Annotated in this window: 6 protein-coding genes; 3 read left to right on the top strand and 3 right to left on the bottom strand. The window is 69.2% G+C overall.

Features of this window, described 5'->3' with window-relative positions:
- Nucleotides 1-443: 443 nt before the first annotated feature.
- A complete protein-coding gene (locus ABTV10_RS21605) occupies nt 444-19,175 on the top strand; it encodes a non-ribosomal peptide synthetase (protein ID WP_499030264.1) in 18,732 nt (6,243 codons plus the stop codon).
- Between the two features lie 58 nt (nt 19,176-19,233).
- Nucleotides 19,234-20,646, top strand: a complete 1,413-nt coding sequence (locus ABTV10_RS21600) for a tyrosine-protein kinase domain-containing protein (protein ID WP_499030261.1) — start codon at nt 19,234-19,236, stop codon at nt 20,644-20,646.
- An 87-nt stretch (nt 20,647-20,733) separates the two neighbouring features.
- Here ABTV10_RS21600 and ABTV10_RS21595 read toward each other — a convergent pair whose 3' ends face one another.
- Both ABTV10_RS21595 and ABTV10_RS21590 read right to left on the bottom strand, forming a co-directional pair.
- A complete protein-coding gene (locus ABTV10_RS21595; protein WP_499030260.1) occupies nt 20,734-21,768 on the bottom strand; it encodes an alpha/beta hydrolase in 1,035 nt (344 codons plus the stop codon).
- A 184-nt stretch (nt 21,769-21,952) separates the two neighbouring features.
- A complete protein-coding gene (locus ABTV10_RS21590; protein ID WP_499030258.1) occupies nt 21,953-22,468 on the bottom strand; it encodes an arsenate reductase/protein-tyrosine-phosphatase family protein in 516 nt (171 codons plus the stop codon).
- A gap of 95 nt (nt 22,469-22,563) precedes the next feature.
- Between ABTV10_RS21590 and ABTV10_RS21585 the strand changes: the two genes are divergently transcribed.
- Entirely contained in the window at nt 22,564-23,712 is a 1,149-nt protein-coding gene (locus tag ABTV10_RS21585; protein WP_499030255.1) for a DUF7159 family protein, read from the top strand.
- Nucleotides 23,713-23,721: 9 nt separating this feature from the next.
- On the opposite strand, the gene ABTV10_RS21580 is transcribed toward ABTV10_RS21585, so the two are convergent.
- Entirely contained in the window at nt 23,722-25,044 is a 1,323-nt protein-coding gene (locus ABTV10_RS21580; RefSeq protein WP_499030253.1) for a YibE/F family protein, read from the bottom strand.
- Nucleotides 25,045-25,152 lie beyond the last annotated feature (108 nt).

The raw sequence follows: 25,152 nt of genomic DNA, 5'->3' as shown, positions 1-25,152 counted from the left end.
GCGTAGCGGTCTGCGTCGCTCGCTGCGACCACGGCGGCATCGGAGTTACCTGCGAGTAGTGAGTCTTTCGCCTGCTGCGAATAGTCCGCTGCTCGTTCAAGATTCAACTTGACCTGGGCGGCTTCGTATGCGGCGTAGCACGCCCAGGCCACCGCAGCAGTGGATGCGGCCGCGACGCCGATTGCGATGCGGCGGCGCCGCTTCCGACGTCGAGACGCAGGTTGCGAGCTTCTGCGGCGGCCGGTGCGGTGAACTGCCGTCGACGACTTGTCCTCGCTGGTCGGCGACGCCGGTTCCGTTCCGATCTGCTCCACGCCGGAGACCCCCTTCTGTCGTCGTGTCCTGGCAGGCTAACGCGAAACTCGATTGGTCGAGCGTTCAAGTGGTGAATCGTTCACTCGGACAGTAAGTTATTCCTGCCCGGTCCATGCAGGTTGGTTCGGGTGGGCTCCGGTGGACCTCAGGGTCGGCTTCACTCGGAGCTGTCGGGACACCTGTCGAAGGCGAGGGGGTACGGATTGCGTCCGTTCCCTCTTTCGCCTGCCCAGCGGGCGCTCGTGTTCGCGCAGCAATTGACTCCCGACGTGGCCCTGACGGTCGCCCAGTATCTGGATCTTCGCGGTCCTCTCGATGCCGGACTGATGCTGGCGGCATGCGATCGGGCGGCTCGCGACATCGGCTCGGGGACCGTGGTTCTCGTGGATGTCGATGGCGAGCCGCACCAGACGGATCTCCCGGACATCGACGACGCTCCACATTTCCTGGACCTCAGCGGCGCCGATGACCCGACGTCGGCTGCGATCGAGTGGATGACGCACCGTACTTCCCGACCGATCGACCCATTCTCCGATCGGCTCGCGGAGATGACTCTGATCCGCATCTCCGACGAACGTCATTTCCTCCATTGCTTCGCGCACCACGTCGTGATGGACGGGTACGCGGCGCAGGTGCTGACCGCCCGGATCGCCGAGCTGTACCGGGCTGCGGTCGCGGGCGAGGATCCTGCGCCGAACCGTGCCGCGTCGGTCGAGGAGATCGGGCGGATTGTCGAGGCATACGAGACCAGCACGCGGGCGGACAGCGACCGCGTCTACTGGCGTGAGAAGGTCGCAACACTGCCGCGCGGGGTGTCCCTCGCAGACCGCACCGGTCCCGCCGCCTCGCCGGCGCTCCGGTCGCTCGATGTTCTCTCCGGCGCCGCGACGAAATCGCTGTCCGATGCCTCCTTGCCTGAAGTGCCCTCGATCCTGGCAGCATTCGCGGTCTACCTGGCACGGTCCACCGGCGCCGACGCGGTTTCGCTGAGCCTGCCGGTCTCCGCCCGGACGTCCGCAGTGCTGCGCCGCTCCGCCGGGTCGGTATCGAACGTCGTGCCGGTCCGGATCCAGGTCGTCCACGAGCAGTCGGTCGGAGACCTGATCCGCGACGTCCAGGTGGAACTGACCGGCGCGCTCAGGCATCAGCGGTTCCGCTACGACGCGATGCTCCGCGAGTTCGGGCACGGCGAGCCGCGGTCCGGGGTCGGCGGAGTCTTCGGTCCGGTCGTCAACATCATGCAGTTCCCGCTGCGCTGGTCGTTCGGTGACGTCGACGGAGAGCTGCACATCCTGTCGACCGGACCGGTCGACGACCTGTCGGTGACGATCTACCCGGCCGGCGACAGTAGGGCGACACGTGTCGACTTCGAGGCCAACCCGTCGCGGTACTCGAAAGAGTCGCTGGGTCGGCACCATCGGCGATTCCTCGACTTCCTGTCCGACTTCGTGTCGGACGTGCAGCGGGGTGTGGGCGACGTCGACCTGGATCGCCCGGACGAGATCGTCCGATCGCCGACGACGATCGAGCCTGGTGCACTGCTCCTCCCGGATGTCCTCACTCGTCGTGCGGCCGCCGGGGGAGTCGCGGTGCGGAGCGGGCAGGGCGAGATCACCTACGCCGAACTGGATGCGCGATCATCCGCGCTCGCGCGCAAACTGATCGCCCACGGCGCCGGCCCTGAAGTCGGTGTCGGAGTGGTGCTCCCGCGCTCGGCGGGCTCGGTCCTCGCGTTGTGGGCCGTCGCCAAGACCGGCGCCATGTTCGTACCGGTCGACCCGGATCTTCCTCCCCGCAGGATGGCCCAGCACCTCGATGGCGTCGCGCTGGCGATTGCCGGTCCGGACATCGAACTTCCCGCCGGGACGGAACGGGTCGATCTCGTCACCGACGGTTGGGAATCCGCTCCGATCGCAGATTCGGACCGCTCGTGTCCACTCCGTCCGGACAACACGGCCTGGGTGATCCACACGTCAGGGTCGACCGGTCGACCCAAGCCGGTCGCCGTGACGCATCGTGGCGTCGCCGGCCTCGTCTCGACGCTACGGACCCGGTACGCGGCCGCGTCGGCCGAGCGAGTCCTGCACATGTCATCGCCGTCCTTCGACGCGTCGATCCAGGAGATCCTGCTCGCGGCCGATGCGGGCGCGACGCTGGTCGTCGCGGGGGAGACCGAGGTCGGCGGCGACGCGTTGGCTCGGCTCCTGCGGGTGGAGGAGATCACACACGTTGTGTCGGCGCCGGCGGTGCTCGCTGCGACGCCGGCCGGGGAACTCCCTTGTCTGCGGGTGCTCGACGCGGGTGGCGAGGTGCTTCCCGTCTCGGTGGCGAAGCGGTGGATGCCCGGTCGGACCATGCTCAACGCCTACGGTCCGACGGAAACCACCGTCCTTGCCGCGGTGAGCGATCCGATCGATATGGGAACGCTCGACGGCGCGCAGTCGGTGCCTGTCGGGCGTCCCGTGGACGGCACGACGCTCGCGGTCCTGGATCGCCGACTGCGGATCGTTCCGGTCGGGGTCGTCGGCGAACTCTACGTCGGCGGGCCGTCGTTGGCACGCGGGTACGGGGGTGACCCGGGAACCACGGCGAAACGGTTCGTCGCGTCGGTGTTCGGTCCGGGTCGGATGTATCGCACCGGTGACCTGGTGCGCCGCCGCTTCGACGGCCAACTCGAGTTCGTCGGTCGTGCCGACCGTCAGGTGCAGGTGCGGGGAATCCGAATCGAACTGGGGGACATCGAAACCGTCCTCGCCGAGCACCCGACCGTGACAGGTGCCGCGGTGATCCTCACTGCAGAGCGGATCGTCGCGTTCGTCACCGGTGCGGACGTCGACCGGAAGGCGCTGTGGCAGTGGGCGGTCGAGAGCCTACCCCGTCATATGGTGCCGGATCTCATCGTCGTCCTGGAGGCGTTTCCGCTGACTCCTGGCGGGAAGATCGATCGAGTCGCCCTGTCGTCGGTGGAGGTGACGCCCGATGACCACGACGACCCCGGGCGCCCCGCGTACGGGCAGCTCGAGATCCTGATCGCCGGTGTCGTCGCTCGCTTGTTGGACACGCGAGAGGTATCCGCGACCGCCGACTTCTTCGCCCTCGGAGGTGACTCGCTCGCCGCCTCGCAGCTCGCCGCACACATCTCCTCGTCCACGGGGCGCAGGATCTCGGTCAAGGACGTCTTCGAGCAACGAACCGTAGCGCGTCTGGCCGTCCTCGCGGTGAGCGGATCCGGGCTGCCCGCCCTGGATCGGGTCGCCGACGGCCCCGCTTTCCTCGCCCCGGCGCAGCAGCGGCTATGGCTCCACACGCAGTCCGATCCGGAGAGCACCGCCTATCACGTGCCGTTCGTGATCGAACTCGACGGCGATCTGTCCGCCGCGGCGCTGCGGGCGGCGCTCGGCGACATCGTCGAGCGTCACGGCCTGCTGCGCAGCGTCTTCCGGCGCTCCGGTGACGGCATCCAGCGCCATGTCCTCCCCGCGGCCGAGGCGATCACATCGTTTCGGGTCGACGAGTGCGCGACCCACGAGGAGTCGCAGTGCCGGGCCGAGGAGTTCGCTTCGCGACCGTTCCGGCTCGACGCGGAACCACCGATTCGATTCCGGCTCCACAGGCTCGGCGACGACCAGCACGAACTCGTGGTCGTGGCCCACCACATCGCGCTCGACGGGCTGTCCTTCGGGCCACTCGTGCGCGATCTCGGGTACGCGTACGCGGCTCGGAGCACGGGGACACCCCCGTCCTGGAGCCCGCTGCGGATCCGGTACGAGGACTACGCACACTGGCACTCGACCGTGCTCGCGACGGGGGTGCGGGACCGCGATGTCGAGTACTGGCGCACGGCACTCGACGGTGTCGACGAGGTGCTGCTGCTCCCGCTCGACCGACCGCGGGGCCGCGCGGCGGGCGGTGTCGGTCGTGTCGTCCGATCGCTCGACAAGCACGTGTCCCGGAATGTTCGCCGCATCGCACGCACCCACGACGTCACCGCGTTCATGGTCCTGCACGCGGCGATCGCCGCCGTCACGTCGGCGGTGACCGGAAGCCGCGAGACCGTCGTGGGCACCGTCGACTCGGGCCGCCGGCATCCGGATCTCGATCCGCTGGTCGGAATGTTCGTCGGGACGCTCGCGCTCCGCATACCGATCGACCTCAACGACCCGTTCTCCGACCTGTTGGCAGCCGTCCGAGCCGTCGACATCGAGGCCTTCGCGCACAGCGACACCCCGTTCGACGAGGTGGTCGACCACCTCGGCGGACGATTGCCGATACAGGTGATGTTCTCGTTCGAGAGTTTCGCCGCCCCTCCGATCGACCTGCCTGGGCTCCGGGTCCGCGCCCGGGAGTTGCCGGGCCGCGATGCCCGGTTCGATCTGGAGATCCAGGCGCGCGAGAGCGACGGCGGGTCTATCGCGTTCGAGTTCCGATTCGACGAGGGAGTCCTGGTCGAGGACACGGTGCGATCGTGGGCGTCCCTGGTCTGCGAGGCGCTCGCGCGCGCGGTCGCGGATCCCGGCGCCCCCCTCGTCGACATCCTGGGCGGTGGAACGATCGAGCGTGGGCCGGTAGCGCCGGCGGTCGCGACGCTGCCCGAGATCCTCGACGGCCCGGTGCGCATCGAGGACGCTGCCGGCGCGGCCGTCGACATCGCCCCCGCCGCCGCGGCGCTCGCCGCCCGACTGTCCCGATCGGGGGTTGGGCCGGAGGACTTCGTCGCCGTGCTCCTCCCGCGCTCGATCGATTCGATCGTGGCGTCCACCGCGGTCGCCCGCGTCGGCGCGGCCTTCGTCCCGCTCGACCCGGCGCAGCCGACAGCCCGCATTGCTGCGATCCTCGCCGACGTGGGCGCACGGTACGCCGTCGCAGGCGCGGACACCGAACTTCCTCCTGGGGTTCGTCGAGTCGATCCGGTTGCCGAAGAGGTGGTTCCGCTTCCCCCGATACGGCCGGTCCACCCGGACACCCCGGCCTATGTGATCTACACGTCCGGGTCCACGGGTGCGCCAAAGGGCGTGATAATCACCCATCGTGGTCTCGCGTCGCTGGCCGCGGCGGTGCGACGGGCGTTCGACGTCGGCCCCGACGCGCGGATCCTGCACGGCGTGTCACCGGCATTCGACGCCTCGATACTCGAGTACATGCTCGCGCTCGGGTCGGGTGCCACGATGGTCCTGCTTCCGGCCGAGATGTACAGCGGCCCGGAGCTTTCCGAGTTCCTCCGCGCGCGACGGATCACGCACTGGTTCTCGACACCGGCAATTCCCGCCCAGTTCGGGCCGGACGGTCTGGACGATCTGCGTGTGATCGGTCTCGGTGGCGAGGCGTGGTCGTCCGAAATAGCCGGGCGGTGGGCGGCTGGGCGCACGCTGTTGAACCTTTACGGACCCACCGAGGCATCGGTCGTGGCGACGATCAGCACGCCGATCCGGGCGGACCGGACCGTGCCGATCGGCAGACTCGTGGACGGCATGTCGGCGGCTGTGCTGGACGGCGGACTCCGCCCGGTCGCGGCCGGGACAGTCGGCGAGCTGTACCTCGCGGGCCCCGGTCTGGCCCGGGGATATCTCGGTGAACCGGGACTGACGGCGTCGCGCTTCGTCGCGTCGACCTTCGGGCCGGGACGGATGTATCGGACCGGTGACCTGGTGCGCCGCCGCGCCGACGGCCAGTACGAGTTCGTCGGTCGCACCGATCGCCAGGTGCAGATCCGTGGAATCCGCGTCGAGCTGGGAGAGATCGAAGGTGTGCTCGCCTCCCATCCGGCAGTGCGCACCGCGATCGCGGCGGTACAGGACGACGTGCTGGTCGCGTACGTGTACGGCCCGGACCGTGCCGAGGTCGATGCGCTGCGGGCGTATGCGTCGGAACGGTTGCCGCGACACATGGTTCCGAACACCGTCGACGTGCTCGACCACCTCCCGTTGACCGTCGGCGGCAAGATCGATCGATCGGCCCTGCCGAAGCGGAGCGGTGGCCCCGTCGTCGGCTCGGCCTTCCGGTCCCACAGCGAGGAGATCGTCGGTCGGCTCGTCGCGGACGTGCTCTCGGTCGACTCGATCGGTCGGGACTCCGACTTCTTTGCGCTCGGTGGAAACTCGTTGCTGGCAACCAAACTGGTTTCGCGCGTCCAGGGTGCGCTGGGCACACGTGTCGATGTCCGAGACGTTTTCGAGCATCCGACGGTGGACGCGCTCGCGCGTGCCATCGAGGGACGTGACCGCGACGACCGACCGTCGCTGACCGCAGTGGCGTCCGAGGACCCGGCGCCGCTCTCTCCGGCCCAACAGCGGATGTGGTTGCTGAACCGTGCCGATCGGTCCGCCGGCGACAACATCGCGTTCGCGGTGGAACTCCGGGGCGACCTGGATGTGGCTGCCTGCGTAGCGGCACTGCGCGACGTGGCCGCACGACACGCGATCCTGCGCACCGTCTTCGTCGAGGAGGCCGAGGGGGCGGTGCAGGTGGTACGACCGGTGCCACCGGCAGTGCCGATCGTCGACTGCGACGACGCCGACAGCCTGGACGCGGCGTTGGCTGCGATGGCGTCGGCAGGTTTCGACCTGGCGCAGGAGCCGCCGATCCGGGTCGCGCTGTACCGCTCGGAACCGCACCGGCACACGTTGGCGGTGGTCGCGCACCACATCGCGCTGGACGGCCTCTCCACCGTGCCCCTCACCCGGGACTTCGTGGAGGCCTACCGTGCCCGTCTCGGCGGTGTGGTCCCCGCTTGGACACCGCTCGCGGTGGAGTTCACCGATTACGCCCGCTGGCACCGTGCCGTTCTCGGTGATGCCGGCGTCCCGGGCAGCCGCGCCTGGACGGATCTTGCGTACTGGCGTTCCGTGCTCGATCCCGCACCTGCCCCGGTCGCACTGCCGACCGACCGGAGCAGGGGCGACGGCTACGGCGACGGGACAGCGGGCACCACCGAGTTCTCGATCCCCGTCGATCTCCATTCGGCGCTGGAGAAGTTGGCGCGCGAGTACGACGCGACGATCTTCATGGTGCTGCACGCCGCACTCGCGGTGCTGCTCCACAAACTCGGCGGATCCTCCGACGTGACGATCGGCACGCCGGTGTCCGGCCGTACCGAGCCCGCCCTCGACGAACTCGCCGGAATGTTCGTCGGTACGGTGGCGCTGCGCTGCGAGGTGGACCCTGGCCGGTCCTTCGCCGATCTTCTCACCCGCGTGCGCCACAACGACATCCACGCCTTCGCGCACGCCGAGTTGCCGTTCGACGAGATCGTCGCGTGCCTCGCACCGGAACGTTCGGGAGCGCAGCATCCGCTGTTCCAGGTGATGCTCGCCTACGAGAATTTCGTGCCCGCCGAGTTCACGCTCCCCGGTCTGGAGGCCCGCACTCGCGAACTGCACAGCGGACGGACACGGTTCGACCTGGAGGTGACGTTCCGGGAACGTGAGCCCGAAATGAGTGAGACAGCGGGACTGGACGGCGTGCTCACGTTCCCGTGCGACCTGTTCGACCGTTCGACGGTGTCGCGGTGGGGGTCGTGGCTGCTGCGGATTCTGGAGGTCGTGGCCGACGATCCGTATGCGACCCTCGGCGCGATCGATCTGGAGCCGTCGAGCGTCCTCGACGCCCGCGCCGGCGCGATCACGACGGCGGCGACCTCGCTCGGCGAGTTGTTCGTTCAGCGCGCCCGCGAGTGCCCGGACGCTACGGCGGTCGTGTTCGGCTCACGGTGCGTGAGCTACCGCGAACTCGACGATCGATCGCTCACCCTGACCGCGGCGATGATCGATGCCGGCATCGGGGGCGGGGACCTGGTGGCGATCGCGTTGCCGCGGTCGGTCGACCTGATCGCCGCGATGGTGGCGGTGGCCCGGCTCGGGGCGGCGTATCTGCCGCTCGACGTCACACAACCGGACCAGCGACTGGAAGCGGTTCTGGCGCAGTCCCGTCCCGGCCTCGTGCTCACCGACGGTACGGTCGCGACCGAGTTTCCCACGCTGCGGATCGAATCGCTCGATTCCGGTCGGGGCATCGATCGCACCGGCGTCGTCGACGCGCCGATTCGATCGGACCAGACCGCCTACGTGATCTTCACGAGCGGCTCGACCGGAACACCCAAAGGCGTGGCGGTGCCGCACGCAGCGGTGATCGCGCTGCTGACGAACACCCGCGCGGGCTTCGGCTTCGGCCCGGACGACGTGTGGACGATGTTCCACTCGCCGGCCTTCGACTTCTCGGTCTGGGAGGTGTGGGGGCCGCTCGCCACCGGAGGCCGGGTGGTGATCGTCGACCCGATGGTCGCGCGCAGTCCCCACGAGCTGCGGGAGTTGCTCGTTCGTGAACGGGTCACGGTCCTGAACCAGACCCCGACCGCGTTCACGCAACTCGCTGCGGTTCCGGGTGAGCCGGACGACCTGTCGGTGCGGTTGCTGATCTTCGGGGGTGAGCCACTCGCCGTCGGGCCGATCCGCGCCTGGCTTGCGCAGCACCCGAAGGTACGGGCGGTCAACATGTTCGGCATCACCGAGTCGACCGTCCACGCGACGTGGGCGGACGTGGGACCCGATACTCCCGGGCGCAGCGTGATCGGCGCGGCGCTCCCGGGCATCGGGGTCGAGTTGCTGGACGGGCGCCTGCGCCCGGTCCCGCAGGGGTCGATCGGCGAGATCTACCTCGGCGGCGCGCAGGTCGCGCGGGGGTACCTGCGCCGGCCGGGGCTCACCTCCGCCCGGTTCGTTGCATCCGACGACGGAACGATCCGCTACCGCACCGGTGACCTGGCGCGGATCCGCAACGACGGCACTCTCGAGTATCGCGGTCGGGCCGATGCACAGCTGCAGATCCGGGGGCACCGGGTCGAGCCGGGCGAGGTACGTGACGCCCTGCGGGGGATCGCACCCGTGACCGACGCCGCTGTACTGGTCCGGGACGGCCGCCTGATCGGGTACGCCGCGTCCCGGGAGTGCATCGACGAACGCACCGTCGTCCGGGCGTTGCGTCGACTGCTGCCGGACTACATGGTGCCGGCGGCCGTCGTGGCCGTACCCGAGCTCCCGCTGACTCCCAACGGAAAGCTCGACGTCGCGGCCCTTCCTGATCCTCGTCGGGTGCAGGAGGTCTCGACCACATCGCCGCGGAACCCGCTCGAGGACCTCGTGGTCGCCGTCTGCCGTGATCTGCTTGCGACCGATCGTGTCGGCGCCGACGACGACTTCTTCGACATCGGCGGCAACTCGTTGCTCGCTACTCAGCTCGCGGGCCGACTGCGCGCGGTGAGCGGGGTTCCGATCGATGTGCGCGACGTGTTCGAGAACCCGTCGGTGAACGAACTCGCACGACTTCTGGAACTACGCGCAGGGTCGCCGGCACCGGTCGTGGTGCCCACCGCGTCGACTCCGGCGAGCAGGCAGGGTCCGCTCTCCCCGGCCCAGCGACGGTTGTGGTTCCTGCAGCGCCTCGATCCTGACTCGGCCGCAATGAATCTCGCCTTCGTGATGAGGTTCGACGGGGCCTTGGACGTGACGGCTCTGCATGGTGCCCTACACGACGTGGTCGTCCGGCACCGGGTGCTGCGGACGGTGTACCCGGGTGACGATCCGATCCAGGTCGTCATGGACACCCCTGAGCTCGATCTGGGGATCGTCGACGTACCCGAGGACGCGGTCGACGAGTTCGTCCGCCAGCTGGCCGCGGTGCCGTTGCGTCTGGATTCGGAGCCTCCGATCCGGACTCGCCTGTACCGGACCTCGACGGACCGTCATCACCTCGCCGTGGTCGTCCACCACATCGCGGTCGACGACTGGTCGCTGACGCCGCTGTTGCGAGATCTCCTGCACGCTTACGGCTGTCGCGTCTCCGTCGAGCCGGCAGAATTGCCGCCCCCGGCGATCGAGTACGTCGACTACGCGCGTTGGCGCGCCGAAACGGCCGACGGCGGCCTCGGGTACTGGCTCGAGGCGCTCGCCGGAATCGACGAGCTGTGCACCCTCCCTCACGACCACCCGCGCACCTCGTCGGCACCAGGGCGCGCCGCAACCGTGCTACTGACCGTCGGCGCCGAACGGGCCGAGGCGTTCGCCGAAACCGCGCGGCGGCAGCGCGTGACCACCTTCATGCTCGTGCATGCCGCACTGGCAGCGGTCCTGGCCCGACACACCGGCCGTGCGGACATCGTCATCGGGACGGCAGTGGCCGGGCGAGGCGACCCGGCGCTCGACGCCACGGTCGGAATGTTCGCGTCGACCGTCGTGCTGCGCACGCACGTGGATCCCACGGCTTCGGTCACCGAGCTGCTCGACGACGTCCGCCGGCGTGACGTGGCGGCGTTCGCCCACGCCGACACACCGTTCGAGACGATCGTCGACAAGATCCTGCCCACCCGGGATGCCCTGTCTCATCCGCTGTTCCAGGTGGCGTTGTCCATGCGTCGGCCGACCCGAACACGGATGGAGATGCCCGGACTCACGGTATCCGTCTCACCGCGTCCCACTGAGACCGTCCAGTACGACCTGCAACTCACGGTGACGGAGCAGACTGAATCGTTCGAGTTCGAATTCACGTACGACCGAGACGTCTACGAGCACACCACCGTCGCGGATTTCGCGCAGCGAACAGTCGCATTCCTGGACGCGGTGGCCGGCGAGCCCACCGGCACCGTCGGCGACATCGACCTGCTGACCGACGCCGAGCGCGCGGAGCTGGTACCGGCCCGAGGTGGTCGATCCACTCCAAAATCCCTGTGGCAGTTGCTGTCGCGTGGCGCCGCGGCCAACCACGACGGTGTGGCGATCTCGGGTGCGGAGACCCTGACCTACCGGGAGTTGGTGCACCGGGCAGAGTCGCTCGCTGCCGTTCTGTGCGCGGGCGGTGCACGGCCGGGCGATCCGGTGGCCTGCGTGCTGGAGCGATCCGTTGAATCGGTTGTCGCGGTCTGGGCGGTCGCCCGAACCGGCGGCGCACCGGTGATGATCGATCCCGCCAACCCCGTGAGCCGTGTCGCACACATGTTGGAGGCGTCCCGGGCGCGGATCGGTATCACCTCCACGGCCCGCCTGCCGTATCTCCCCCCGCCCGTCAGCTGGGTCGATGTCACCGCGACCGCGTCCCGTGACCTTCCTGAACCGGAGGTACTGCCAGAGCATCCCGCCTATGTCGTGTTCACCTCCGGGACCACCGGACAGCCCAAGGGCGTGGTGCTCACCGCCGCCGGGCTCGGCGCGCTCGCCGCCGACCTCGTCGATGTGTTCGGCGCAGGTCCGGCCACGCGCGTCCTGCACGTGGCGTCTTCGGGTTTCGACATGGCACTGCTCGAGGTCGTCCTCGCAGGAGCGTCCGGCGCGACGCTGGTCGTCGCGGACGCCGACTCGTACGCCGGTATGCAATTGGCGGATGTGATCGGACGCGAGCAGGTTACCCACGCGTGCCTGACACCGTCGGTCCTCGCCACCCTCGAGCCGTGTGAGCTTCCGCGGCTCGGCACCGTCATGCTCGGCGGCGAATCCGTATCCCCGAAACTGGTGAGCGCATGGTCGCCCGGGCGCCGGCTGTTCAACGGTTACGGTCCGGCCGAGTCCACGGCCTTCGCGACTTACGCCGGGCCGCTGACGTCCGGGACGCGGGTGGTGATCGGCACTCCGGCACGGGGGGTCGAGGCGGTCGTGCTCGATTCGTGGCTGCACCCGGTCCCGCCCGGTGTGACGGGGGAGTTGTATCTTGCCGGGGATCGCATCGCCACCGGCTACATCGGTGATCCCGCCCGTACCGCAGAGCGGTTCGTCGCCGGGAACGGCGGCACTCGGTGGTACCGCACGGGTGACCTCGCCCGGTGGGTCGTCGGCGGCGACGCGCGTCCCGTCCTCGAGTTCCACGGCCGCAACGATGATCAGCTGAAGATCCGGGGGGTGCGGGTCGAGCCGGCCGAAATCGACGCGGTCCTCGCCGTCGGGCCGGGCGTCGTACGGGCGGCAACCGTGATGCGTGACAACGGTGCAGGAACCTTGGCTCTTGTGTCGTATGTCGCGCCCGCGGATGCCGACGTCACGGCGCTCCAACGACTTCTGGCCGCGCGTCTGCCGCGGTACATGGTGCCGACCGCGGTGGTTGCCGTCGAGTCCATCCCGCTGACCGTCAACGGCAAGATCGATGTCGGAAACCTGCCCGATCCGGCCTACGACGCATCGGTGCCCGCCGAGGACCCGTCCGAGGGACTCGTCGCGCGGGTGTTTTCCGACCTACTCGGTCACCCGGTGGGCCGATTCGACGACTTCTTCGCGTCTGGCGGCGACTCGTTGCTCGCGACGGCGGTGGTCGCAAGGATCCGCGAGTTGGTCGACCGGGACGTCCCACTGCGGTTGCTGTTCGCCGAGCCGACCGTCGCAGGCCTGGCACGGGCGATATCGGACGGGACACTGCCCGGTGTGGTCCCCGGTCCCGTTGCCCGGCAACGGCCGGCGCGAATCCCCCTGAGCCGAGCACAGAACCGGATGTGGGCGTTGCGGCGCACCCGGGATGACTCGGCCTACCGTCCGTCCGTCCGCATCGAGTTCCGCGGCCCGCTCGACGCCGATGCGTTGTGGGCGGCGTGCGGAGATGTCGTGGATCGGCACGAGGCGTTGCGCACCCGGATCGAGACCGATGCGGACGGACCACACGCGGTGGTCGGCGCCTGCGCTTCCGGGGTCGACGCGGTTCGGGTGTCGCTGCACACCGGGGACGACGACGTTCACCTTCTCGACCTGAGCCTCGATCACCTTGCCGTGGACGGTGGTTCGGTTGCCGTCCTGTTCCGCGATCTCGTGACCGCCTACGAGGCGCGACTGGGTGGCGCGGCGCCGGTGTGGGACCCTCTGCCCCTGCAGTACACCGACTTCGTCCTGTGGGAGCGCGACCGGAGCGCAGATGCACTGCTCGACCAGTGGCGGACCAGCCTGGCCGGCTTCGATCCGGCGGTTCTGCCGACCGGACGGGTCCCGGCGCCCGGCCGGGCTTCGGCGGCGACGATCGAGTTCCACGTGGATCCCGGAGTCGTGCGCAGGCTCGAGCAGATGGCCGTGCGGTCCCAGGCCACCGAGTTCATGGTGTTGCACGCGGTGCTGGCGGGAGTTCTCTCGAGGCTCACGGACCACCCGGACGTGGGGATCGCAGCCGTCGTCTCGACCCGCCGACACCCGCAGTTGGCTGATGTGGTCGGCCTGTTCGTCGAGACCGTGGTGCTGCGTTCGCGGCTCACGCCGACGATGACGTTCGGCGGACTCCTCGCCCAGGTGCGTGACTTCGACGTCTCGGCGCTCGACCGATCGGGCGTTCCGTTCGAGGACGTACTGCACGCAACGGGAACTGCGGCACCACAGGTAGCGCTCGCTTTCCAGGACTTCACCCCGCCGACGGTCCGCATCGGGGACCTCAACGTCAGCGCCCGTGAGTTGGGGAGCACTGCGGCCGATTTCGAGCTCGGGTTCGCGATCGCCCGCACTACGGAGGGCGGCTACAGCGTGATCCTGACGTTCGACGCATCGCGGGTCGACTCCGCGGTAGCCCGCATACTGGCCGACCACTTCGCCACGGCCCTGACGGCCGTCGATGCCGACATGCGGGTGTGTGACCTGCCGCTGGCGGCGACCGGACCGGCGAACGGCGGTGAGCCGCCGCGACCGGCCCGGCTCGCAGATCTGCTCCGCGTGACCGCGGCAACTCATCCCGATCGCATCGCGGTCGTCGACGGGGAGCACCAGTGGACGTACCGTCAGCTCGACGCTCGGTCCGACGAACTGGCACGACGGTCCGGCGGGGACGGCGCCCCCATCGCGGACATCGGTGCCACACGCTCGTTCGGACGTATCGAGAGGCTCTGGGCTGCGGCGAAGTCCGGCCGCGCCTTCGGCGCCGTGGGGTCCGCGGCTTCTGTGACGGCTCCCGACGGCCCGGAATGGTCGGTCGACTCCCTTGCCTACGTCATTGCGACGTCGGGTTCGACGGGCGAGCCGAAGTCGGTGGGCGTGACACATCGCGGGTTGTCGGCCCTCGCGGCCGAGGCGCGTTCCCGGTACCGCGTCGGACCAGGCGACCGTGTGCTGCACGGCTACAACCCGGCCTTCGACGCGGCGATGCTCGAGATCCTTCTGGCGCACACCTCCGGGGCGACCCTCGTGATCGCACCGGACGACGTGTTCGCGGGACCGGACCTCCACGCCCTACTGCGGGACGCGGAGGTCACCCATTTCCTGTCGACGCCCGCGGTGCTGTCAACCCTGAGCCCGGACGGGCTCCCCGTCCTCCGGGTGGTCGCCAGCGGTGGCGAGAGCCTGCCCGCCGAACTTGCCGCAACCTGGCGCGCAGGGCGACTGATGCTCGACGCGTACGGACCGACCGAATCCACCGTCGTCGCCACTGTCGGCGAGGTGGACGGGCGTGGCGGCGGCATCGGCTCGCCGATTGTCGGCACGACCGTCCTCGTGCTCGACCGACACCTGCGTCCGGTGCCGGTCGGCGGTGTCGGCGAGTTGTACCTGGCCGGAGCGGGACTCGCGCGTGGCTACCTGGGCGCGCCGGCGCAGACCGCCGCCCACTTCGTCGCGGGGCTGCACGGCGCCGGACGGATGTACCGCACGGGCGACCGGGTTCAGGTGTTGCCGGACGGGCACATGACCTTCCTGGGCCGGACCGACCGCCAGTTGAAGATCCGTGGAATGCGGGTCGAACCCGGACAGGTGGAGACCGTGCTGCTCCGCTGTGGGTCGGTTCGGCAAGCCGCCGTGACCGTACGTGGCGGTGCGTTGGTCGCCTTCGTGAGCGGTACCGACATCTCGGCCGCCGACGTGTCGGCGCATGCCGCGCGGGAATTGCCCCCGGCGCTGGTCCCCGCCAACGTGCATGTCCTCGAACGCATCCCGACCACCCCGAACGGCAAGATCGACGCAAGGCGTCTGGCGGACCTCGCGGACGAGTTCGCGGCGGCCGGATCCGCACGAGAGCTCACGGGATCCGAGGAGATTGTCGTCGGCTCGGTGCGGGACGTGCTCGGGCATGATGTCGACGTCGACGCGGGCTTCTTCACGGTCGGCGGTCACTCCCTGGCGGCCGTCGAGGTGGCAGCTCGCCTGACGGCGGTGCTCCGACGGGACGTCTCGCCCCGGTCGGTCCTGGAAGCTCCGACCCTGGCGGCCCTCGCACGGCGCCTCGACGAAGTGCCCGACTCCCGTCCCTTGCTGCGCGGCGGCACGCCGAGTCCGAGTCCGATGGCCCCCGCACAGCGTCGCCTGTGGCTGATGCAGGCCGTCGACCCGGAGTCGTCGGCGTACAACGTGCCGTTCGTGTCGAAACTGCGCGGGACTCTCGACGCGGACGCCTTCGTTACGGCGCTCACCGACGTGGTCGAACGTCATCGGCCGTTGCGGACGGTCCACCCCGACAGCGAGCGCGTGCAGATCGTGGATGCGGGAGCAGTCGAACTGCACGTGGAGACGGAACCGTCCACGGAGTACACGGTCGGTGTACGCGTACGTGAGCTCGTCGACCGACCGTTCGACCTCGCTGCCCGACCGCCGGTGCGGGTGGGCCTGTTCCGCACCGCGGACACCTCGTGGACGCTCGTGGTGGTGATCCACCACATCGCATTCGACGGCGGATCCGTTGCCCCGCTGCTCAGTGATCTCGAGAACGCATACGTGGCACGATTGCGTTCCGCGGCACCGCAATTCGAGCCGATCTCGCTGCACTACGGCGACTTCGCGTCGTGGCAGGCCGAGCTGCTGGGCAACCTTGACGATCCGTCGAGCGTCGGTGGCCGGCAGCTCGACTACTGGTCTCACGTGCTGGCAGACATGCCGGCCGGTCCTCTGGACCTGCCCACCGATCGGCCGCGTCCGGCGCGGCCGACACACCGTGGTGGCGTCGCGCTCACCCGCATCGGCCCCGATGTCCACGCCGCCCTGCTCGAACTCGCTCGCAGCCAGGGAGTCTCGTCTTTCATGGTCTTGCACGCCGCTCTGGCCGTCCTGCTGGCGCGGTTCGGCGACCGTAACGACATCACCGTGGGGACCGTCGTGGACGGGCGTCCCGACACCCGCCTGCGTGAGTTGGTGGGGATGTTCGTGGGCACGGTCGCCCTGCGGACACCGGTCGACCCGGCGGAGCGGTTCACCGGCCTGCTCCGGCGTGTCCGTGACGTCGACCTGGGAGCGTTCGCGAACGCGGACGTCCCGTTCGACGATGTGGTGGCCCGCGTCGCCCCGGATCGAAATCCGTCGCACCATCCCATCTTCCAGGTGCTGATTGCACACACTGCCACGGGACGGATGCCGCTCGGCCTGCCGGGCGTAGAGATCTCCGACCACAGCGACGGGGTACCGCCGGCCCAGTTCGACCTGGCCTGGGACGTCACCGAGCACCCCGACGGAACCGGCATCGACGTCCGAGTCGTCCATGCCCGGGACCTCTTCGAGGCGAAGACCGCCGAACGGCTCCTGGCCGTGTGGACCGATCTTCTCCAGCAGGTGTGCGCCGACCCGTCGATTCCTGTCGGAGACTTGCGGGTCGCCGAGCAACGTCCAGGGCATCCGGCGCTGCCCGCGGTCGAACCCAGGCGGCTGCCGCAGATCCTGATGGAGTCCGTGCGGCGCCACCCGGACCGTGTGGCGCTGCGTGCGGGGAACCGGCAGTGGACGTACGCGGAGCTCGACGCGGAAGCAGACCGCCGTGCGGCCGGATTCCTCGGACGGGGAGTCGACGTCGGTGATGTCGTACCCGTCGATGCGGTGCGCGGCCCGGACTGGGTGCTCGATGTGTGGGCGCTGACTCGGATCGGCGCCGCGTGGGTTCCGATCGATCCGCAACAACCGGCGGAGCGTCGCCGACGCCTGCTCGAGGATGCCATGGGTGCTGCTGCCGATCGGTGCCGCCGTTCGGGAGCAGACCTCGCGTACCTCCTCTTCACCTCGGGGACGACGGGCCACCCCAAGGGAGTAGCGGTGACCCACGCAGGATTGACGTCACTCGTGGATCTCCAGTCACGCACGCTGGGAGTCACTCACGAATCCGTCGTACTGCAGGTCGCTTCGCCCACCTTCGATGCGGCCGTCTTCGAGTTGCTCGCCGCACACGCGCACGGCGGCGAGTTGGTATGTGCGACCGGGAATGCGTACGCCGGAGCGGATCTGCAGATGCTCATCGAGAGCCGAGAGATCACGCACGCCAACTTGACGCCCAGTGTGCTGCGGACGCTGGATCCTCGCGACTTCTCTCGCACCTTGACCGTCGTTGCTGCGGGGGAGCCGTTGTCCCCGGACGTGTCGCGAGCATGGGCGGATCACCGACTTCACAACGGGTACGGGCCCACCGAGTGCACCGTCGGGGTCACTTGCAGTGATGTCGTCGGGCGCGGGCCGGTGACGATCGGCTCGCCCTTGGCCGGTGTGGTCGCGCGAGTACTCGACGGGCGGCTGCACTCGACGCCGGTGGGCGTGGTCGGCGAACTCTACGTCGGTGGTCCCGGGATCGCCCGGGGATACCATCGGCAACCGGGTCTGACGGCGGAGCGGTTCGTCGCGGATCCGTACGGCGCACCGGGAGCCCGGTTGTATCGGACCGGTGACGTGGTACGTGAGCGGGAAGACGGCACTTTCGACTACATCGGACGCGCCGACGAACAGGTGCAGATCAACGGGGTCCGGGTCGAGCCTGCCGAGGTGGACGCCGTGCTGTCGTCCGACGACGATGTCGACGCGTCCGTGACGGTGCCGGGCATGCGGCCGTCGGGGGACCCGGCGCTCGTATGCTACGTGGTGCCGAGGCCCGGGAGGTCGATCGACGTGGACCGGCTTCGACGCCGCGCGAGGACGTCCCTGCCGCGGCACCTCGTGCCGGCGGCGGTGTGCGTGATCGATCGAATTCCGTTGACACCGAGCGGAAAACTCGATCGGTCGGCGCTGCCGATGCCGTCGCTCGCGGTCACGACGGGAACCGGTGCTGCGCCCCACGGACCCGTCGAACGAGCGGTCGCGGAGGCGATGGCACACGTCGTCGGCTGCGACGAGGTGCCACGCGACGTCGGCTTCTTCGAACTCGGCGGGACGTCGATGGGGGCGGTTCGGTTCGTGAGTGCACTGCGCGACGAGCACGGCTACACGGCCTCGGTCGGCTGGCTGGTCGACGATGACACGGTGGCCGGCATCGCCCGACGGATCGTCACCGCGGGCGTGACCACAGACCCCCTGGCGACACTGGTACGGCTCGGTGAGGCAGGATCCGGCGCCCCGTTGTTCTGCATTCACCCGGTCGGCGGACTGGCCTGGTGCTACAGCGGACTTGCCGACCACATCGGGACGAGACCGCTGTACGGTATCCAGGCGACCGGTTTGCCATCGGTGCCGAAAACCTTGGCAGAGTTGGCAAGTCGATATGTCGAGCACGTGACGTCCGTCCAGTCGGACGGCCCGTACCACCTCCTGGGGTGGTCCCTGGGCGGCAATGTCGCTCACGAGATGGCTGTCCAGTTGCGGGCGGCTGGACACGAGGTCGCTTCCTTGGTGCTGCTCGACTCGCTGCCGCCGGACGCCGTTCCGGACGGCGTGCCGGAGGCCGGGATCCGACAACAAAGTCAGGACCTGCACGGTCTCGATCCCGAGACAGTGCGCCGTGTGCTGGACGTAGGCGCGGCCCTCGAGGCCGCCGCGCGCACGCATGTACCGCGCGTGTTCGACGGCGACGCTGTGCTGTTCGTCGCGGGCGCCGAGCAGGACCGGAGCGGGCTGGCGGATCTGTGGCGACGCCACGTCGCCGGTGAGGTCGTGGGAGTGAGCTTCCAGTGCTCGCACGAGGAGATGGTTTCCGGCGAGGTTATGCGGGCGGTCGGAAGAGTTCTCGACGAATCGAACGAAGGTGAGCCGTGAGACCGATTCGCGCATAGGGTGTTTGCAATCGTTACAGAAAGAGACGGGGATCGGGGATATGGAAGTTCAGGACTACCTACGTGTCGTGCAGACGCGCTGGAAGATCATTGCGCTGGCAACGCTCGTCGGGGTGCTCGTCGCGTTGGGGGCATCGCTGGTCGCGACGCCGATGTACCAGGCGTCGGCCCGACTCTTCGTCTCCACATCCTCGGGGGCGTCGGTCAACGAGGTCTACCAGGGCAACCTCTTCTCCCAGCAGCGTGTCGCGTCGTATACCAAGCTTTTGACCGGTACGACGCTCGCGCAGCGCACACTCGACAAGGTCGATGTCCCGGGCATGACCGCGGCGGAGCTGTCGAAGGAGGTCAAGGCGACGTCGACACCCGACACGGTGCTGATCGATCTGAAGCTCACCGATGCGTCTCCTGAGCGTGCCCGTGATCTGGCGAACGCCCTCGCGGACGAATTCGTGATCATGGCAGAGGAACTCGAGACTCTCGAGCCCGGTGCGCCTCCGACGGCGCGGGTGGTGGTCGAGCAGCACGCCGGGACGCCGACGGACCCGGTGAGCCCCCAGACCAAGCGCAACCTGCTGCTCGGGTTCGTCGTCGGCCTCCTGGGCGGGATCGCTCTCGCGATCCTCCGCGACCGCCTCGACAACACGGTCAAGAGCCGGGAGGTGCTCGACGAGCTCGCCGGCGTCGGCCTGGTGGGGACGGTGCCGTTCGACAAGGAGCGCGAACAGAAGCCTGCCATCGCCTTCCATGACGGGTACTCGGGCAGCGCCGAGGCGTTCCGGGAGCTGCGGACGAATCTGCAGTTCCTCGAGGTCGACAATCCGCCGAGGGTCATCTCGATCACGAGTTCGCTTCCGGGCGAGGGCAAGACGACCACGGCGATCAATCTGTCGCTGGCGATCGCCGAGGCCGGCTTCTCGGTGTGCCTGGTCGACGCCGATCTGCGGCGGCCTCGTGTTGCGAAGTACCTGGATCTGATCGGGTCGGTCGGTATGAGCACCGTCCTGGCGGGACAGGCGGACTTGGACGACGTCCTGCAGTCGACGTCGTTCACCAATGTGTCGGTGCTGGCGTCGGGTCCGTTGCCGCCGAACCCGAGCGAGCTGCTGGGTTCGACGCACGCGGAGAAGCTGCTCGCCGACCTGCGGTCGAAGTTCGATTTCGTCGTCATCGATGCGTCGCCGCTGTTGCCGGTGACGGACGCGGCGGTGCTGGCGGCCAAGGTCGACGGCTCGCTCGTGGTGGTGAGGCACGGTAAGACGAAGCGTGAGCAGGTGTCGCGTGCGATCGGCAATCTGCGGAGCGTCGGGGCCACCGTGCTCGGCACGATCCTGACCATGGCGCCGTCCAAGGGCAAGGGTAGGTACGAGTACCAGTACTACTACGAATCCGACGGCGGAAGCGTCGCTGACGTGCCGAAGACCGTGGAGCCCCCGACTCCCGTCCGCAGCTAGCCTGCAGTGATTCGGGACTCGACCCGTTCGGCGATCACTTCCCCGATCGCCGAGCGGGTCGATTCGTCGTAGTCGGCTCGAGTCGGCCTAGATCCCCATGGAACGGGCGATCATCGGCCAGGAGTTGTGCAGGTCGTCCTGCCAGTAGCCCCAGGTGTGGGTGCCTGTGGGCTTGAAGTCGAAGGTGGCGGGGATCTTCAGATCGGCGAGTCGGTACGCGAGGTTGTGGGTGCAGTAGTTGGTGACCAACTCGATCACACCGCCACCCATCACGCGGTCGGCGAGGACGTTCGGATCGCCGTCGATGCCCGGGCCGTCGAGTGTCTCGTGCGGGCCGGGTAGGCCGGAGGCGGAGGTGATGTAGAGCTCTGTGCCGCGGAGCTTTTCGGCGTTGACGACGGGGTCGTTCTGGGCCCAGCCGGGTCCGTCGAGTGGGCCCCACATGTTGGTGATGTCGGCACCTCCGCGGATGCCGGTGACCGCCTGGATGGCGCTCTGGCCGGCCCACGTGCTGGTCTCGGCGCAGCCGCTGTACGAGCCGACGCTCTTGTAGAAGCCGGGCTTCGCGATCGCCAGGTTCAGCACCGAGGTGGCGGTCATGGAGATCGCGGCTATGGACTGCACCCCGTTGGTGCCGAACTGGGCGTCGATGACGGGTGGGAGTTCCTCGAGGAGGAAGGTCTGCCACTTCTGCCGGCCGAGCGTGGGGTCGTCCTTCTGCCAGTCGGTGTAGTAGCTGAAGGCACCCTCGAGTGGGGTGACGACGTTGACGTTCTTGTCTGCGAAGAAGTCCATGACGTCGGTTCTGCGCTGCCAGGTGGCCGAGTCCTCGCCGCCGCCGGCACCGTTGAGGAGGTACAGCGTGGGGCGGGGCCGGCTGCGGTCGGCGGGGAGGATGACCTCGAGAGGGATGTTCCGGTCCATCGACGGCGAGTACACCGAGATGGTGACCTTGCGGTCGGAGTTCTTCGTGGTGCTCACCAGGTAGGCCTCGGAGGCGTTCGCCGCGGCGGTCACTCCGCTGTCGGCGGATGCCGTGGCAGGCGCCGTCAGCAGCGATGCTGCGGACACGGCCACGGCGGCGGCGACGACCCGGGCGCGGCCCATCCGCGAACTCCCCATCCGAAAATCCTCACTGTGAAACTCGAGACCTCACGCAATGCCGGAGGGGCATTGGCGGCAGCAGACTACCGGTCGAAGAAGTCGCAAATGTCCCGATTGGCACGTCGGGGGCGCCATTCACCCGCCGTTTCATCCTGCGTCGACGGCACGCCACGGGCGGCGTTGTCTCGGGGCCAGTGCGCCGCTAGCGGCGCAGGCGTGTGAGCAGCTCGTGGAGGGCGCTGTCGATCAGACCGCCCACGTCCTCGAACATGGTCGCGCTTCGCCCGATCGGATCGGGGACATCGACGCTTGCGGGGCGGGCGACGGTGCCGCGCGCGGCCGCCAGCTCGGCGACGGTGGCCGGACCGGTCGCCGATGCCAGGTGTGCGGCCTCGAGCAGGGTGAACGTCCGTTTGAGCTGGCGCGGAGCGATGCGCAGAACCGTGTCGCGATGCGACTCGGTCATCGTGAGGATCAGATCGGCGGCGCCCGCGATCGCCGGGGTGAGCTGACGTGCTGCGAACCCGTCGGGGTCACCACCGAGCGTCGAAAGGACATGTGCTGCAGTGGGTTCCAGTCCGGAGCTCGCGACGGCGCGAGTGCCGGCGCTGGATGCGGTCAGATCGGCGGTGCCGTTGCGGGCCGCCCAGGCGGTGGTGAGACGCTCGGCGGTGGGGGAACGGCAGATGTTGCCGGTGCACACGAACAGCAACTGCATAACGGTGAGTGTAGGCACTGCTGTATAGACTCGGCTGGTCCAGTACGCGACCGGTTCGAGCGTCGACCGGGAGTGCCCTCGATCGAAGGCGGCTCATGGGTGGTGTTCTAGGAGTTTCGGTCGGGTCCGGATTCGTGCGCTTGGTGCGATCCCGGGGAGCCGATACTGCGGGGAAACCAGCTGCGTTCGAGCGCCGGACAGTCGCCGTCGCGGGCCGGATCCCGGAGGAGGCCGCCGCGGACGCCGTGGGTGCGGCCCTCGCGGAGATGGCGGAGTCGGGGGCAGCTGTCGCCGTGAGCGTCGCATACGGCGACGAGGCGCAGGCCGCCGCGCTCGACGCGGCGATGCGCGGCGCGGGCATCGCCGGCTACCGGCTCATCCCCGAACCGGCCGCGGTGCTCGAGCGCCTGGACCGTGACGGCCGACTCTCGGGTGTGCGGACGATCGTGCTGTACGACCTGGGGAGCACGGGCCTGACGGTGAGCGTGGCCGACCGGTACACGGGCTCGGTCGCGGCGTCCGAGCGCAGTGAGATCCTGCGCTGCGATCGACTCGAACGAACACCACGTGAAACATTCGCCAGTGCCGTCGTTCCGGCGATCGAGGAATCGATCGACCTGATCGGTGACCTGGTGGCGCAGGTCGACCTGCTGCCCGAGGCCGTGGTGCTGCTCGGAGGAGGTGCCCGCATCCCCGAGGTGCAGGCCGTGCTCGCGGAGCGGTCGGCGGTGCCGATCGTGCTGCCGGAGCACCCCGAGTTCGTGGTGGCCGGCGGCGCGGCGTTCCTGGCGTCGGGGGTCGCGACACCGCGCCGGTCGACGCCTGCGGCCCATCGGGCGGTCTCCCGACGGCAGGTGAGCGGTGCCGGTCTGGCGGGCGCCGCGCTCGTGGTCATCGCGGTCACCGGATTCGGGCTCGGCTACGGCCGAACGGTTTTCGGGTCGGAAGCGGGGGCGTCCACGGAGACCTCGACCTCGACGGTTCCGTCGATCGGTGCGCGATCGTCGCAGCAGCCCACCACGCCACCTCCGCCGCCGCCGTCGTCGGAACCGCCCGTCACCACGACGGAGATTGCGCAGCAACCGGCATCGGATCCCGGATACCGTGCGGTGCCCGCCCCGACGCCCGCGCCCGCGCCGGCCCCGCTGTTCCCCGGCCTGGGAATCCAGCTGCCGCCACTGCCGCAGATCCAGCTGCCGCCGATGCCGGTCCTCCCCGGGATACCGCCACTGCCGAACCTGTGACCGCCCCGGTCAGCGGGAGTGGCGTCCGCCACGTCGTCGCTGCCGGGTGGGTGCCCCCGCACGCGGGCGGGCCAGCAGCGCCGCGATGGCGGTCGTGAGCGGAACCGAGAGGGCCAGCGCGATGCCACCCACGGACGAGCGCACGATCTCGATCGCGACGGCGTCGCCGGTCAGGACGTCGCCGATAGGGCCTCCCGCGACGCTGAAGAGGAGCAGCAGCGGAAGCGCGCCGCCGGCGTAGGCCAGCACGAGGGTGTAGACGGTGCTGGCGATGTGGTCGCGCCCCACCCGCATCGCCGACGTGAAGATGGTCCGGCGGGTGGCCGATTCGTCGATCGACGCCAGCTCGAACGCGGCCGACGCCTGGGTGATCGTGACGTCGTTGAGGACGCCCAAGGATCCGATGATGAAACCGGCCAGCAGGAGTCCGGTGATGCTCACGTGCTGGATGTACGCCTGCACATTTGTGTTCTGCTCCTCGGACAGTCCGGTGAGGTGTGTCATCCGAATCGCGATGGCGGACAGCGCCGCCGCCACGAGCATCGACGCGAGGGTTCCGAGCAGGGCGGAACTGGTCCGCAGGTTCACTCCGTGCGCCAGGTACAGCACCGCGAACAGGATCGCCGCGCCGGAGACGAGCGCGACGGGCATCGCGGGTTGGCCGTCCAGGAGCGCGGGCAGCGTGAACACGACCAGGACCGCGAACGCGATCCCGAGCCCCAGCAGTGCGCGCACGCCGCGCCATCGGGCGACGGCGATGATGGCCACCGCGAACGCCGCGACGATCAGTGCCAGCGGCACGCCCCGTGAATAGTCGTTGAACGAGTAGATCGGGGTGCCGGTCGAATCGGTCTGCCTGACAAGTCGAATGTGCTCGCCGAGGCCGAGCACCGGCTGCCCGGGGCCCGGGACGATCTCGAGCAGCGTCCGCGTCCCCGCGTTGGGCCCGGATTCGATGGCGACCAGGCTGCGGCGACAGTCGATCTCGCTGCCCGTCGACGAGGACGGGGCGGCCTCGCCCGAGAACGCCCGTCCCGCAGACGGACTGCCGCACGGGGCGATGTCCTGCGCGACGATCGTCCCCGCCTCGGTGGTGACGGCACCGCCGCCGGCATTCTGGAACGGCAGCGGGATCTCGATCTGCTGTTTGTTCGGCCAGAGAATGACGGCGCCGACGACGACGGCGGCGGCGATCGCGACGAGCAGACCCACGACGACCCGGGCAGCGGTGGGGCCTACCGGGGCGGGCCCCTCGAAATGCCCATGCCCGTGGCCATGTCCGTGGACTCGACTGGGGTTCTGCTCACGATCGGTCGACAACTCGGACGTCATCGGATGGCTCTCCGCACCGGATCAGATTAGACGGGCACGGACAGGTAAGCGACGGTGGCGGGGAGCAGGGGGGGTCGTCCCCGCCACCGATTACCTCGTCGCCCAGGG

Source organism: Paraburkholderia sp. RHO2 (assembly GCF_050955445.1).
In the GTDB taxonomy this organism is placed as follows: Bacteria; Actinomycetota; Actinomycetes; order Mycobacteriales; family Mycobacteriaceae; genus Prescottella; species Prescottella agglutinans_A.
Note: the sequence above shows the minus strand (reverse complement) of the source record. Positions and strands in the feature narration are given on the sequence as shown.